16 protein-coding genes are annotated in these 14,046 nt (G+C 60.2%); 4 read left to right on the plus strand and 12 right to left on the minus strand.

The genetic code is table 11. The features are described from left to right. Window positions 1-42: 42 nt before the first annotated feature. The 10 genes from QD461_RS19040 to QD461_RS19085 form a co-directional block, all read right to left on the minus strand. On the minus strand, window positions 43-1,983 hold the full coding sequence (locus QD461_RS19040; protein ID WP_414089163.1) for a DUF2207 domain-containing protein: 1,941 nt from the start codon (window positions 1,981-1,983) through the stop codon (window positions 43-45). Between the two features lie 93 nt (window positions 1,984-2,076). Beyond that, window positions 2,077-3,333 carry a 3-phosphoshikimate 1-carboxyvinyltransferase gene (locus tag QD461_RS19045; protein ID WP_184702191.1) on the minus strand — a complete coding sequence of 419 codons (1,257 nt, stop codon included), beginning with the start codon at window positions 3,331-3,333 and terminating at the stop codon, window positions 2,077-2,079. 189 nt (window positions 3,334-3,522) lie between these two features. Continuing rightward, entirely contained in the window at window positions 3,523-4,074 is a 552-nt protein-coding gene (locus tag QD461_RS19050; protein WP_414089164.1) for a LemA family protein, read from the minus strand. A 207-nt stretch (window positions 4,075-4,281) separates the two neighbouring features. Next, window positions 4,282-5,241, minus strand: coding sequence for a glycine--tRNA ligase subunit alpha (locus tag QD461_RS19055; protein WP_112335445.1), 960 nt, complete (start codon window positions 5,239-5,241; stop codon window positions 4,282-4,284). Between the two features lie 123 nt (window positions 5,242-5,364). Continuing rightward, window positions 5,365-5,754 (minus strand): PIN domain-containing protein, encoded by a 390-nt coding sequence (locus tag QD461_RS19060; protein WP_414089165.1) that lies wholly within the window; start codon window positions 5,752-5,754, stop codon window positions 5,365-5,367. An 11-nt stretch (window positions 5,755-5,765) separates the two neighbouring features. Then, window positions 5,766-5,996 carry an AbrB/MazE/SpoVT family DNA-binding domain-containing protein gene (locus QD461_RS19065; protein ID WP_414089166.1) on the minus strand — a complete coding sequence of 77 codons (231 nt, stop codon included), beginning with the start codon at window positions 5,994-5,996 and terminating at the stop codon, window positions 5,766-5,768. A gap of 63 nt (window positions 5,997-6,059) precedes the next feature. Then, window positions 6,060-6,251 (minus strand): hypothetical protein, encoded by a 192-nt coding sequence (locus QD461_RS19070; protein ID WP_184700851.1) that lies wholly within the window; start codon window positions 6,249-6,251, stop codon window positions 6,060-6,062. 16 nt (window positions 6,252-6,267) lie between these two features. After that, a complete protein-coding gene (locus QD461_RS19075) occupies window positions 6,268-7,128 on the minus strand; it encodes a S49 family peptidase (RefSeq protein ID WP_414089167.1) in 861 nt (286 codons plus the stop codon). Between the two features lie 107 nt (window positions 7,129-7,235). Next, the gene (locus QD461_RS19080) at window positions 7,236-8,012 is read right to left on the minus strand and encodes a tRNA1(Val) (adenine(37)-N6)-methyltransferase (RefSeq protein WP_414089168.1); all 777 of its coding nucleotides are present in this window, start codon (window positions 8,010-8,012) and stop codon (window positions 7,236-7,238) included. An 8-nt stretch (window positions 8,013-8,020) separates the two neighbouring features. Further along, window positions 8,021-8,251 (minus strand): DUF2007 domain-containing protein, encoded by a 231-nt coding sequence (locus tag QD461_RS19085; RefSeq protein WP_414089169.1) that lies wholly within the window; start codon window positions 8,249-8,251, stop codon window positions 8,021-8,023. A gap of 108 nt (window positions 8,252-8,359) precedes the next feature. Here QD461_RS19085 and QD461_RS19090 point away from each other — a divergent pair, with 108 nt between their 5' ends. The 4 genes from QD461_RS19090 to moaB all read left to right on the plus strand — a co-directional run bounded on the left by QD461_RS19090 (window position 8,360) and on the right by moaB (window position 12,821). Next, window positions 8,360-9,376: a polyprenyl synthetase family protein gene (locus QD461_RS19090; protein ID WP_184700843.1), complete on the plus strand. Its 1,017-nt coding sequence runs from the start codon at window positions 8,360-8,362 to the stop codon at window positions 9,374-9,376. Window positions 9,377-9,499: 123 nt separating this feature from the next. Continuing rightward, window positions 9,500-11,353 carry a tetratricopeptide repeat protein gene (locus QD461_RS19095; RefSeq protein WP_414089170.1) on the plus strand — a complete coding sequence of 618 codons (1,854 nt, stop codon included), beginning with the start codon at window positions 9,500-9,502 and terminating at the stop codon, window positions 11,351-11,353. An 8-nt stretch (window positions 11,354-11,361) separates the two neighbouring features. Then, the gene (locus QD461_RS19100) at window positions 11,362-12,267 is read left to right on the plus strand and encodes a 4-(cytidine 5'-diphospho)-2-C-methyl-D-erythritol kinase (protein WP_414089171.1); all 906 of its coding nucleotides are present in this window, start codon (window positions 11,362-11,364) and stop codon (window positions 12,265-12,267) included. Then, window positions 12,267-12,821: a molybdenum cofactor biosynthesis protein B gene (moaB, locus tag QD461_RS19105; protein WP_414089280.1), complete on the plus strand. Its 555-nt coding sequence runs from the start codon at window positions 12,267-12,269 to the stop codon at window positions 12,819-12,821. The genes QD461_RS19100 and moaB overlap by 1 nt, the downstream gene beginning before the upstream one ends. Before the next feature lie 132 nt (window positions 12,822-12,953). On the opposite strand, the gene QD461_RS19110 is transcribed toward moaB, so the two are convergent. Beyond that, window positions 12,954-13,268, minus strand: coding sequence for a hypothetical protein (locus tag QD461_RS19110; RefSeq protein ID WP_414089172.1), 315 nt, complete (start codon window positions 13,266-13,268; stop codon window positions 12,954-12,956). 171 nt (window positions 13,269-13,439) lie between these two features. Continuing rightward, window positions 13,440-13,958, minus strand: coding sequence for a glycosyltransferase family 2 protein (locus QD461_RS19115; RefSeq protein ID WP_184700835.1), 519 nt, complete (start codon window positions 13,956-13,958; stop codon window positions 13,440-13,442). Between the last annotated feature and the right edge of the window lie 88 nt (window positions 13,959-14,046).

A 14,046-nucleotide genomic window follows, 5' to 3' on the forward strand; every position in this document is an offset into this window, starting at 1 on the left:
CCGCTACGCGGCGACCTTCCCCCTCGAGGGGGAGGTGTTTAACTACCACCCTCCGCCGCCTCCACCGCCGCCACCGCCTCCGGAGAAGCCACCGCCGCCACCTCCTCCACTACCGAAAGCGGAGGACGAGCTGGAGACGGGTGCAGGAACGGTCGAGGCGATGGTGGATGCCATGGACGACGAGAAGTCGCCGATCGTTCCGCCAATGTTGCCCGGGCGGAAGTCGCCGGAATACCAGATCGGCGCATAGGCGGCGGCCGCTGTTGCCCCCGCTGCCGTGGCAAGCCATGTCTCGAAGGCGCTGGACCATGGTTTTTCAACGCCCAGCGCAACCGCATAGGGTAGCAGCGTTTCGAAATGCCGTGGCGACATCTGTGGCGCGCCCTGCATGTTCATCCGGTCGCGTTCCGCCAGCGTCAGATATTGTCTGAGACCGGCAATGCCATCCATCATCTTACGCCCGAGCGGCGTTGGCGCGCCCATCAGGAAATAGAAGACGACGTTGAGCGCGAAAATGCCGACGATGCCTGCCACCAGCGGCAACAGACCAGCCTCCCAGAGCGGCACGACCGCGGCAGCAAAACCGCTAACGGCAATCGAGACGAAGACGAAGCCGAAGAAGGCGAAGATCAGCACCGAAACAATGCGCTGGGCGAGGCTCGTATTATGCCTGCGGAACCTGCGGCCGATCGAACTTGCAAAGACCGTCACGAAAATCGACAGGAAGCCCGGCACGACGATCAGCGGCACCGCATTCTCGTGCAGACGGCCGAAAATGACGATCGCAGCCAGAACCAGAACAGAAAGGGCAATACCGGCAATCACATAGAGCGAATTCGCCTTGTAGTACTCGCCGCGATGATCGCGCTCGATGGCGCTGCGAAATTTCGAGCCGAGGCGCTGCACCGCCTCGCCGTTCGCCTTGTCGATGACAAGTGGAGAGAATGGCCCGACGGCCTGCATCAGCACCTTATCGCCACCGCCCAGATCAGTGCCAGCCTTGCCCGTGGGGCGGATGACCACCTTTCCCGCGAGATCGTCGAGAATGACATAGCCGCGCACGGCAAGATCGATCGCCGTTGCCGAGAATGCCGTCCAGCTGGAGCTGGCAAAACCCTTATTGTCGATATAGTTGACCAGCGCCGGTGAAATGCCTTCGGGCGGATCCCAGCGCGGGACCATGACGCCGGCCGGCGGGTCGCGGCCAACCGCAATCCAGCTGCGCATGTAATAGACAAACAGCAGGATCAGGCCGCCGATGGCGATCGTCGTGTCGAGATGATCCCTGAGGAACCAGCCCCATTGCTGGCTGTCGCTCGGCGGTGCAATCGCCCCTTTTGCAAGCTTGATGGCGATTGTCAGACCTTCGGCGCTCGCGAGCGGCCGGGTTGTCGTAAAGGTAGCTACATTGCCGTCCGCGCTGGCGCTGGCACTCTTGCCGTTGGCACCGAGCGGCCCGGTGAAGAAAGCAAGCTGTTGCGGCCGCACGCCATCGGGCAATGTGACGGTTGCCCTGGCGTTGATGATCGGGAACAGCCAGCCATTGCCGGTCACGTTCCAATAGAGCTCGTCGTGATCGTCGAAATAGCGCATCTGACGATTGGTGTCGTAGGTGATGCGGAAGCTATGCGGGCCGGGTTTCAAGACCCGCTCGGCATTGCCGATGTATATGCGCTCGCCGCCCCTGATGCGCTCAGTGCGCCAATCCTCCGGCTGGTCGTCACGTTCGACGGACACGACCTTGAAATCCACCTGGATCTCCCGGCCGCCGGCATCGGTCATAACAAGCGGAAAATCGCGGAAAATGCCGCGTCTGATGTCTTGGCCTTCCGAATTGACCGCAATGGTCTCGACCACCCGCATGGAGCCGTCGCGATGCAGGGCAATCGCCTGATCGAATTTGGTGATGAGTTCGGCCGCGGTGACAGCCGTTGCGCAAAGCAGCAGGCAGAGAGCCAGGAAGAACCCGCAAAGCCGTGTCATCACTCCCCCAAAGGATGGCCGCGGCGCCGTCGCCGGCGCCGCCTTGCGTCAACAATGCTTCCGCACCCCACCATCCCTCGGAATGGCGGAGCGTCAATCTTCGTAAGAGACCCCGAGCGAAGCCAGCACGTTCCAATAGGACGGGAAGGTCTTGGCGACGCAATCGGGATCGAGAATGGTGATGCCACCGATCTTCAGGCCGGCGAGCGCAAAGCTCATGGCAATGCGGTGATCGGCGAAACTATCGATCTCCGCAGGCAGCACTTTGCCGGCGAGGCTCGGATCGGATGCGACGATCAGATCGTCGCCCTCCTCCGTACCGAGGTTCGGAACGATGCGCGACAGGCCGCTCGACAATGCGCGGATACGGTCGCATTCCTTGACGCGCAGGTTCTCGATGCCGACGAAGCGCACCGGCGTTTCGTTGAAGGCGGCAAGGACGGCAAGCGTCGGGATAGCATCCTGCATCTGCGAGCCGTCGATGACGGCCGGAAGATGCGGGAACTTGGAAATCAGATCATAAGCTTTCGCATCCGGCTGAGAGAACTGTTCGGCCGGGGTGCCAAGATCGATCTTGCCGCCACCAAGCACTTCAGCTGCCCAGAGATAGGTCGCCGCGGAGGCATCCGGCTCGATCAGGAAATCGGCGGCATGATAGCCGGTGGGCTCGACGCGCCAGGCGACGGGGCTCACGCGCTCGACTTTGGCGCCGAAAGCACGCATGGCCGCAACCGTCAGATCGATATAGCCGAGGGCGCCGATATGCTCGCCGAGCAGCTCGACATCGACAGCGCGGTCGCCGCCGGCCGCCATCATCAACAGCGCCGAGACATACTGGCTGGAAAGGCCGCCATCGATCTGCACGCGGCTTGCCTCGAAACGACCGGTACCATTGACGGTCACGGGCGGGCAGCCGGTTTGCGTGGAAGCATCGATGCCGAGCGAGCGCAACGCGTCGACGAGCGGGCCGATCGGCCGCTTGCGCATATGCTCGTCGCCATCCACGATGACCTTGCCTTCGACCAGGGCAGCAGCAGCTGTAAGGAAGCGTGTCGCCGTGCCGGCATTGCCGAGAAAGAGAGGAGCTGCGGGCGCCTTCAGCTTGCCGCTGCCTGTCACGATGAAGGTGGTATCGTCAGGCTCATCGATCGTGACGCCCATGGCGCGCAGCGCTTCGGCCATATAGCGGGTATCGTCGCTCTTCAGCGCGCCTGTCAGCCGGCTCGTGCCCTTAGCAAGGCCTGCCAGCAGCAGTGCGCGGTTGGTGATCGACTTCGATCCCGGCGGCATGGCGCGCCCGGTCAGAGGCTTGCCCGGCGGGATAATCGTGAGTTTGGCTCTACCCATCATCATTCTCTTTGGTCAGAGCCTTTCCGTGCTTCTTCGAATCGCGAAAAGGCTCAATCTTTTTGTTTTTACGCAATTCCGTACGGAAAACCGCGACGCACTTTTCCTGGAATTGCTCAGGTCAGGAAAACGGCCGATGGCCGTCGGTCGGCATCCTTTACCGCCTCGCATGAAAAACCGATAGCAAAAATCTCAGAACTTTACCGTGGGAACGGCGCGATCCGCTTCGTTGGTGATTTCGAAATAGGCTTTTTTGACGAAGCCGAAGGGGCCGGCGATGAGGTTGTTGGGGAAGGTTTCGACCTTGACGTTCAGATCGCGTGCAGCGCCATTGTAATAGCGACGAGACATCTGGATCTCGTTTTCCGTCTTCTCCAGCGACTGTTGCAGCTCGACGAAGCCCGTATTAGCCTTCAGATCCGGATAGGCTTCGGACACGGCCATCAGACGGCCAAGCGCCTGGCTGAGAACGCCTTCGGCCGCAGCACGGCCGGCGACATCGCCAGCTGGCACGGCTTGGGCAGCATTGCGCGCCTGGGTGACCTCGACCAGCGTCTTGTTCTCATGGCCGGCATAGCCTTTGACCGTCTCGACCAGATTGGGAATGAGATCGGCGCGGCGCTTCAACTGCACGTCGATGCCGGACCAAGCCTCTTCGGCGACCTGACGAGCGCGAACGAGCCCGTTATAGATAAAGACGACGTAGAGCGCGGCCAGAACTATGATCGCGAGAAGAATAAACATCTGAAATCCCCGGGGCGACTGCAACCATGGGGACACTAGGCAGATTTGCCGGCAATGTCACCCGGCTTTAACGGTAACGGAGGACCAAGACTGGGCCGGCAAAACCTAATCTTGGGGAAATCCGCTGAGGATTGCTCGGAAGGTGTATCCCGTAAACCATCGCCCTTTGAGGAGCGCACATCCAAGGCGCTCCGGGACATTTCAAGCTCAGGCGGCCTGCTGGTTCCAGTTGATGCCGCCTGCATCGGTCAGCAGGAAGGCCTCGCCACAAGCCTTGGCCAGTGTGCGCACGCGCAGAATATAACTCTGGCGCTCCGTCACCGAAATGACGCCGCGGGCATCGAGCAGGTTGAATACGTGGCTCGCCTTGATGCACTGGTCGTAGGCCGGGAAGACGCACTTGTGCAGGCGATGGTTTTCGCTGTCGCCAGGGGCGCCGGCTGCCAGCAACGCCTGGCATTCCTTCTCCGCATCGATGAAATGGCGATGCAGCATTTCCGTGTTGGCATATTCGAAATTATGCCGGGAATATTCCTGCTCGGCCTGCAGAAATACGTCGCCATAGGTGATCTTGTCTTCGCCTTCGAGGCCGTTGAAGTTCAGGTCATAGACGCTGTCGACACCCTGAACATAGGTCGCGAGACGCTCCAGACCATAGGTCAGCTCGCCGGCAACAGGCGCACACTCGATACCGCAGACCTGCTGGAAATAAGTGAACTGTGAGACTTCCATGCCGTCGCACCAGCATTCCCAACCGAGACCCCATGCGCCGAGCGTCGGGCTTTCCCAGTCGTCCTCGACAAAGCGGATATCATGCAGAAGCGGATCGAGGCCGATCGCCTTCAGCGAGCCGAGATATAGCTCCTGCAGGTTCGGCGGATTGGGCTTCAGGATGACCTGGTACTGATAATAGTGCTGCAAGCGGTTCGGGTTTTCGCCATAGCGTCCATCCGACGGGCGGCGGGACGGCTGAACATAGGCTGCACGCCACGGCTTGGGACCGAGCGAACGCAGCGTGGTGGCCGGATGGAACGTGCCGGCGCCGACTTCCATGTCGTATGGCTGCAGAACCGCGCAACCCTTGTCGGCCCAGTAATTGTGCAGCGTCAGGATCAGCGCCTGAAAGGAGCGCTTCGGGTTCATGTGGTCGGGCACGTTGGCAGTCATGGGAGCTGATTTCTTCTGCTAGCGAATTGTTTGGCGGACAGGTGCCACGGCGGGGCGAACGGGTCAAGTTTTTACTCTGCCGCGTGTAGGAGCAATGCTGGAGTTTGGTTCCGAAGAAGGCCCTCAGAATGGATTGATGACCGTCAACCGCTTCTCTACTATCAGGCCACCGTGCAAATCTTCCGAATAGAACCGCTCGCAGCCAGCCTCGATCGCCGCGGCTAACATGGTCGCATCATAGAAGGAAAGCTGATAACGCTGGGTAAGCTCCAACCCTGCGAATGTGATTTTCTCACTTACCGGAATGATGGTTCCCGACAAAGCAACGAGAGCATCAATTGCCTCGCGAATATCAGGCCAGGACATATTGAGCTTCTTGCGCGCGACATTGGCAAACTCGTTTAGCGCCTGCGCGCTGATAGCGAATGGCTGAGCTAAAAGCGTCTGCGCCTTTTCAGCCCGCTCCCCCTCCATAAAAGCGTAGAGAAGAACATTGGTGTCGAGAAAATCCAAAACAGGACGCATCAGCGGGAACTGGCGTCTTCGCGATCAAACTTCCAATCCTCGGGAAGTTTGAGCTTAAACGCTCTGATCTTTTCCATAGCTCGGTGCCGCCTGTCGTCACGTTCGATTTCAAAGGCATTTCCTTTGCCGATACGCACAACAATATCATCGCCTTCCTTTAGGTCGAGGGCATCAACAACCGCAGAAGGGATGCGGATAGCCAGACTATTTCCCCATTTTGCGACCTGCATGAGACACTCCGATGATATACGTCAAGGAATGTATATCAAGAACTTTTGCGTGAAGCAATTTGGCTATTCATCCTCGCGCTTCACCCGGTATTCTCCGGTCTTCGGATCCTTGATCAGCGTTCCCATCGCGCCGGTGCGCCGCTCCGTTTCGGCGCGGCGGGATTTTTCGGCAAGCCGCTGTGCATCGCGGACGAAGCGCCGATACAAGAACCAGATGCCGCCGATGACGACGATGAAGAAGATGATCCGGGACATTACCCAGCGCTCCCGATTACAATCCGTACCGGCCCCACAATGCCTTTTCCTCTGCCACTTCGGCAAGCCCGGCTGCAAGGCCAGCGCCAAGGCCGTCCATGCTGCCCAGCGAAATGCCCGGAGACTTGCGACCGAAAAGGCTGCGAGGCGTGGTGACCAGCGCAAGCTTGACCTTGTCGCCGAAGCGCTTCCTCAGCTCCTGGCGCATATCGCCGAGATCATCGATGAGGCCAAGCTCAAGCCCGCGGCTGCCGGTCCAGAACAGGCCGGAGAACACCGTTCCGTCCGCCGAGAGCTTTCCGGTGCGCCGCTCTAGCACCATGTCGATGAAGACCTTGTGGATCTCGAGCTGCAGGCTTTTCAGATACTCGATGTCCTTTTCCTTCTCGGGCTGGAAAGGATCGAGGATCGCCTTGTTCTCACCGGCGGTATAGACGCGGCGCTCGACGCCGATCTTTTTCAACAGTTCGGGAAAGCCGAAGCCGCCGGAGACGACGCCGATCGAGCCGACGATGGACGTGGCATCTGCAATGATCTCATCGCCTGCAAGCGCGATCATGTAGCCGCCGGATGCCGCGACATCCTCAACGAAGACCAGGACCTTCTTCTTCTTTTCGGCCGCAAGATCGCGGATGCGATTGTAGATCATGCGCGACTGGACCGGAGAGCCGCCCGGCGAATTGACGACGATCGCAACGGCCGGCGCTTCCTTCATGTCGAAGGCCCTTTCCAAAGCCTGTGCCACGCCCGCCAGATTAAGCGATTGCCGCAGCGGACCGCCGCCGGAAGAGATGACGCCGCTCAGACGGACGACTGGCACGATCACCCGCTCCTTGCGGAAGCGCTTCGGAAGCATGCGTCTCAAGAACTCAACCATTCGTCATCCCTGAATCATGATGTTTGCTGCCCGTGATGTATGCACGGAAACGGCAAACGCAACATTACGGATCGTATTTCATGCCCCGACCGCAACCGGTCGACAGACTAGCGGCGCGGATAGGGCGCGCGGCCGTTGTTCATATCATCGACGAAATCGGTGAATTTGTGTGTCCCATCGCCATGCATGGTCAACGGCGCTCGCAACGCCAATCTCGCCCTCGACCCCTTGATTGCCGTCACCAGGATACGTACGGCGCTCTCGCCTTCGCGCGGATGGATCGGCGTGATCTCGATGCCGCCGAAGCGCCGGCCGCAGGCTGCGATGATCTCGCCGATCGATTCCGGCCGCGCGATCAGAGACAGCTGGCCACCGGGGATCATGATAGCACCTGCCGTGCGTATCCAGCGCTCGAACAGCCCCTCGGTCATAGCATGCGCCTCGGCCTTCAACGCATCGGGCGTCAGCCGGTCGCTGGCATCGTTGAAAGGCGGGTTCATGATGACATGGTGGAAGCTGTCGTCGATCAGGCCCGCTTCGTTGCGACCCTTACCGGTCAGCGTCACATCGGCTTCGATCACCGAGACGCGATCGGCAAACCGCGCATTTTCCGGCAGCAGCAGGCTCTTGCGGGCGAACGCGGCCATATCGGGTGAGCGTTCGAACAATACCACCTCAGCCCGATCAAGCCGCGATGCGACTGCCATGCCTGCGGCCCCGGCACCTGAGCCGAGATCGGCAACCCTCACTGCCCGCTCATCGGCGACGAGCGCTGCAAGCAGCATCGCATCCATGCCAGAACGATGCCCCCTGCCCTTCGGCTGGACGATATGGAATGCACCGCGGTGGAAGGCGTCGATCGTTTCGGAAGAATTTTCGGCCATGGCGAACCTCAGCCGCGTACCGGGCGCAGCTCGTCGCCGAGACCGGCATCGATGAGGATACGCCGAGCCTGATCGGCACGTTCCTCCTCCACCAGGAAACGGCGCGGCAGCATGCCGAGTGAGCCCTCCAGGATGCTCATGGCCTGATCCGCCACGAAGCAATGAATCCCCGCATCCTTCATCAGGCTCTGCGCAAACGAGAGCAGGACGGGATCGTTGGTGCGGATGAGTTCGTGCATAAGCCCTAGAATTCCTGTCAAATTTACGCGACGAGACAATTCGCCTCTTGCCGCTTGTTTCGCCCCTTCTTATTGTGCTTTGCAGAAAATGAACAGGAGTCCGGATCGTTGGGCGTCGTGATACCGCTGGAAGAAAGCAAGAATAAACTGGCATCCATCAAGCCTTTGGTGGATCTGACCAAGGCGGACATGGAACGCGTCAATCAGCTCATCCTGTCGAAAGCCGGCTCCGATGTTCAGATGATCCCCGAGGTTGCGGAGCATCTCATCTCCTCTGGCGGCAAGCGCCTGCGGCCGATGCTGACCATCGCGTCGGCAGCGCTCTACAACTATCAGGGCGACAACCATATCAAGCTCGCGACCTCGGTCGAATTCCTGCACACGGCCACGCTGCTGCATGACGATGTGGTCGATGAAAGCGATCTGCGCCGCGGCCGCTCAACCGCCCGCATGATCTGGGGCAACCAGGCAAGCGTGCTGGTCGGTGACTTCCTGCTCGGTCAGGCCTTCCGCATGATGGTTGAGGTCGGCTCGCTCGACGCGCTCGACGTCCTGTCTTCCGCCGCCTGTGTCATCGCCGAGGGCGAAGTGCTGCAACTTTCCGTTTCCAAGAACATGGAAACGACTGAAGACGATTATCTCTCGGTCATCCGCGCCAAGACTGCGGCGCTTTTCGCAGCTGCGGCCGAAGTCGGCCCGATCGTCGCCAATGCCGGAAAAGCAGAACGTAACGCGCTGAAGTCCTACGGCACCAATCTCGGCCTCGCTTTCCAGCTCGTCGACGACGCACTCGACTACGGCGGCAAGGCTGCCGATCTCGGCAAGAATGTCGGCGACGATTTCCGCGAGGGCAAGATCACCCTTCCGGTGATCCTCGCCTATCGCCGCGGCACCGAGAAGGAGCGCGCTTTCTGGCGTGACGCCATCGAAACCGGCAACAACAGTGATGAGAATCTCGAGAAGGCGCTCGGCCTCATCACGAAATACGGCGCGCTGGCCGATACCATCGCCCGTGCCGTCCATTACGGCACCATCGCCCGCGACGCTCTGGCACCTTTGCCGGAAACGCCATGGAAATCAGCACTTCTCGAAGTGATCGATTTCTGCATCGAACGCGTTAATTGATGGCGGCTGCCTGAATTTGTTGCAGGGCCGCTTCAAAAAAGCCATCCTGTTGTGAATCAGTTGACACGAATGCGTTATGCCGCCGGCGATTTCGCTGGCCGTCCCTCGATGAAAGGCTTTCTAATGCGGCAGAGACTTGCCATCCGTTTCCTCTCGGGCGTCGCCCTGGCAGCGGTCCTTTCGGTGTCCGCCCTGAGTGTCGCGCGGGCTGAGAACAAGCCGGCAAAGGCGGAGATCACCGCTCCTGTCGCCTTCGATCCGGATAATGTCGATACGTTCGCCGGTGCATTCCTTGCCGCTCGTACGGCCGATGTCGATCACGACTATGACACTGCTATCGCGCTCTACAAGAAAGCGCTGATGATCGACCCGGGCAATCCGGAAATCCGTCAGCGGTTGATGATCTCGCTGCTGCTCAACGGCAATCTCGAAGAAGGCGTAAAATACGCCAACGAGCTGAAGAGCGATCCCTCGGTCGAGCGGGTCACCACGATCGTCCGCGGCATGGACGCCATCCGCCGCCACGAATATCGGTCGGCGCAGGAAATCCTCAAATATAGCGGTCCGAACGATCTCGACCGGATGATGACTAACTTGCTCTCCGCATGGGCTCGCGCCGGTTCCGGCCGCGGCAAGGAAGCGATCTCGTTGGTCGACAAGATGAAGGGACCGGACTGGTTCAACATTTTCAAGAACTATCATGCAGGCGCCATCGCCCTGTCGATCGGCGATATCAAATCCGCTCGCTCGCACCTGAACGACGCCATCCTCGACAAGACGGGCGGCGCGACGGCCCCGGACACCTTCATGCGCGCCGTCATGGCGCTTGCACGCCTCGAAGCCAAGGCTGGCGACAAGCAGAAGGCGCTCGATGCGATTTCGGTCGGCGACAATCTCGTCAGCAATTACGCGCCGCTCAATGCGCTGCGCGACAGCATCAGCAAGGGCGACACGCCCGACCAGCAGGTGACCAACGCCAGCGAAGGTGCGGCCGCCGTGCTCTTCACCGTCGGGGCTGCACTGAACCGCGACGGCGCCGAGGATGTCGTCTCACTCTACCTGCAGATTGCCAATGCCCTCGACCCGAAGGCTGCCGACACGCTGGTTCTGCTCGGCGGGCTTGCCGAGAAGCAGGATCAGACCGATCGTGCCATCGCCTTCTATAAGAAGGTGCCCGATAATTCGCCGATGGCCCGCATCTCGGAGCTGCAGCTGGGCCTCGCCCTCGCCCAGGCCGGCAAGATCGACGACGCGCGCAAGCATCTGAAAGCGCTGATCGATTCCGATCCGAACGATATCCGTAGCTACCTCGCCTATGGCAGCGTCCTTTCCGATGCCAAGGACTTCCAGGCCATGGCCGAAACCTATGACAAGGCCGTGCAGATCATCGGCCCTGTGCCCAAGCGCAGCGACTGGGCCGTGTTCTTCCAGCGCGGCATTGCCTATGAGCGGCTGAAGAAGTGGCCGGAGGCAGAGCCGAATTTCAAGAAGGCTCTTGAGCTCAACCCCGATCAGCCGCAGGTGCTGAACTATCTCGGCTATTCCTGGGTCGACATGAACATGAACCTCGACCAGGGTCTGAACATGATCAAGAAGGCGGTCGAGCTGAAGCCGGATGACGGCTATATCGTCGATTCGCTCGGCTGGGCCTATTTCCGCCTCAGCCGTTTCGACGATTCGGTGAACGAACTGGAGCGGGCAGCGCAGCTCAAGGCCGGTGATCCCACGATCAACGATCACCTCGGCGACGCTTACTGGCGCGTCAACCGCAAGCTGGAGGCGGTCTATCAGTGGAACCGCGCTCTCGCTTCGAAGCCGGAAGAAGCCGACATTCCGAAGATCAAGGAAAAGATCGAGAAGGGCCTGCCTGTCCTCGATAACGACCCGAAGACGGTCGACAAGAGCAAGCAGCCCGATCCAGCACCGCCGCCGGCTCCGGATTCGAGCGCGCCGGCTCCGGTCGATAAGAAGTCATAAGACTTCCCATGAACGCGATCTTGGCAGCGGGCGATTTCGACCTCACGGAGGAGGCGCCCGCAAAGATCAATCTTGCGCTGCATGTCACCGGCCGCCGCGCCGACGGCTATCACCTGCTCGATATGCTTGTCAGTTTCACGCGACATGGCGATCGCCTTGGCTTTCGTGCAAGCGAGCATGACGCATTCAGTCTTTCCGGTCGCTTCGGCCCGCTTCTTGCTGTGGATGCCGAGGCCGGCGACAATCTCGTGCTCAAGGCGCGTGACCTGCTCCGACAGGCCGCCGGCCGCGAAACCCCTGCAGTTCATATCCATCTGGAGAAGAACCTGCCGATCGCCTCGGGCATCGGTGGCGGCTCGGCGGACGCTGCTGCGACGCTGCGTGGGCTGATGCGGCTGTGGCGGCTCTCGCTGCCGCAAGAGACCATGAAGACCATCGCCTTGAAGCTCGGCGCCGATGTGCCGATGTGCCTTGCAAGCCAGCCGCTGGTGGCGCGCGGCATCGGTGAGGCAATTGAGCTGCTGCCGGCGTTTCCCGCTTTTTCCTTGGTGCTCGGCAACCCACTCGTCGGCGTGTCGACACCAGACGTATTCCGCCAATTGTCCCGCAAGGATAATCCGCCGCTCTTGTTTTCATCGCAGCTGCCGCAGAGACAAAGCGAGTGGATCGACACCATCAAGACTTTGCGGAACGACTTGGAACCGCCGGCGCGCTCGATCTGCGCTGAGATTTCAGTGCTGTCCGGTTTGATCGAAAGCCAGTCTCCGATCGTGACGCGCATGTCCGGCTCGGGCGCAACGTGCTTCGGCATCTTTGCCGATCTCGCGCAGGCGACGGAAGCTGCCGCCTCGCTTCACAGGCAGCGGCCGGACTGGTATTTCCAGGTGACGGAAACGATCGCGGGAGAAGTATGATGGCCGCTTCAATCAACGAAAGATCCTTCATTCCCGTTGGCATCGCGGTGCTGACTGTCTCTGATACGCGCACGCTCGCCGACGACAAGTCAGGCGATACGCTGGTCGCACGTATCGCTGACGCCGGTCACAGGCTTGCGGCCCGCGCCATCGTGCCCGACGACAAGGAACGCATCCGCGCGCAGGTGGAAGCCTGGACAAAGGACGACGCGGTCGATGTCGTGATCACCACCGGCGGCACGGGCTTTACCGGCCGCGATGTCACGCCCGAGGCGCTGGAGCCGCTGTTCGAAAAACGCATGGATGGTTTCTCCGAGGTCTTCCACCGCATCTCCTACGACAAGATCGGCACGGCAACGATTCAGTCGCGGGCAACAGGCGGCGTTGCCAACGCCACCTTCATCTTCGTGCTGCCGGGTTCTCCCGGTGCCTGCAAGGATGCTTGGGACGGCATACTGAAGGCGCAGCTCGATTACCGGCATATGCCCTGCAATTTTGTGGAGATTATGCCGCGCCTTGACGAGCATCTGAAGCGCGGTGCCGGTTCCAAATAGGTAGGTCGCGCAAAGGTGTCGAGCGGGCTTGCAAAAACGACACGCGACCTCAAAAACCTACAGCCCGACAGGAGAACCCGAGAGGTTGCGAAACGCTGCAGGCCTTAGTCGATCACAATGCCTTTCGGAATATCAGGTCTTCTGGCCCGGCAAGACAGGAATTGATTCCCAACTCTCGCCGTTGAGGATAATGCAGCTGCGGCCGGAAACGTCGCTGAGCATCAGTGTCCAGTTACCGCTGTCGGCGGTGTAGACTTCGAGGATCGTGCTGGTGTCGAGCTTGCCGACGGCCGAGAGCTTCTCGGAGAGGTGATCGCTGAGAAAGCCGACGAGATCTACTCGCTTGGCACAGGCGAGCATCGCCTGGGAAGCGCCTAAGCCGGGATAAAAGATCGCTACTGCCACAAGGGCCATCGCCGTGAAGCGGGTGAGCATCGTGCGTTTCATAACGCACCTCCTTTCGCCGGCATGCCGGCGGACGAGGAGTGCTGCGCTAGCCTGTTCCGCCCCATATCGGCATCATGATAGTCGGCCGCCCCACGCGACACGCGAAAGGTGCCGCCACTTGGGGAATTATCGCAGCTATTTGCAGCTTTTCAAATGGAATCGCGAATCGGGCTAGCGAGCGGCGCGCGCCACCCAGGACGGGATGAGCTCGCTGGAGAGGCGCCGGCTCTTCTGCCCTTCGGCAAATTCCGCCAGCCGCATGCCATTTCTAGCCGTTGCAATGGCTTGCGGCTTGGATAAGAGCCAGCCCAGCTCCAACGGAGCTTTGGCGCGGCCAATGCGTTGCAGAAAAGGTCGGCGATAACCGCGCGATGCCGTAAAGCGCGCCGGAACCTTATTCAGCGAGACGTACTCCGCAATCTCATCTATCCAGCCCGCTTGCGGCCGGGCACCGGGCTCGACGAGCAGCAGCCATTCGCCACGTGCCGAACGCAATATATCGTTAATATCCCACTGCGAATAGAAACGGCAGCCTGCAGCATCCGCCACCCGCGAAGTACCGTCCTGCGAGCCGTGATCGAGCACGACGACATCGCAGACGAGGCCTTCGATCGCCCCCTGCACCAAGGCTGCCAATGTCTGCGCCAGCTCAGGTTCCTGATCCTGGCATTCGATGATGACTGTCAACATTGCCCATTTATAGAGCGGCGCACCATTTATTGCCAGCTCCTAACCCTCGCGTCCGAGTGTTTAAGAAATGCGAGATAATCGCGCTCCA

This window comes from Rhizobium sp. BR 314 (assembly GCF_047445805.1).
GTDB classification, from domain to species: domain Bacteria; phylum Pseudomonadota; class Alphaproteobacteria; order Rhizobiales; family Rhizobiaceae; genus Rhizobium; species Rhizobium lusitanum_B.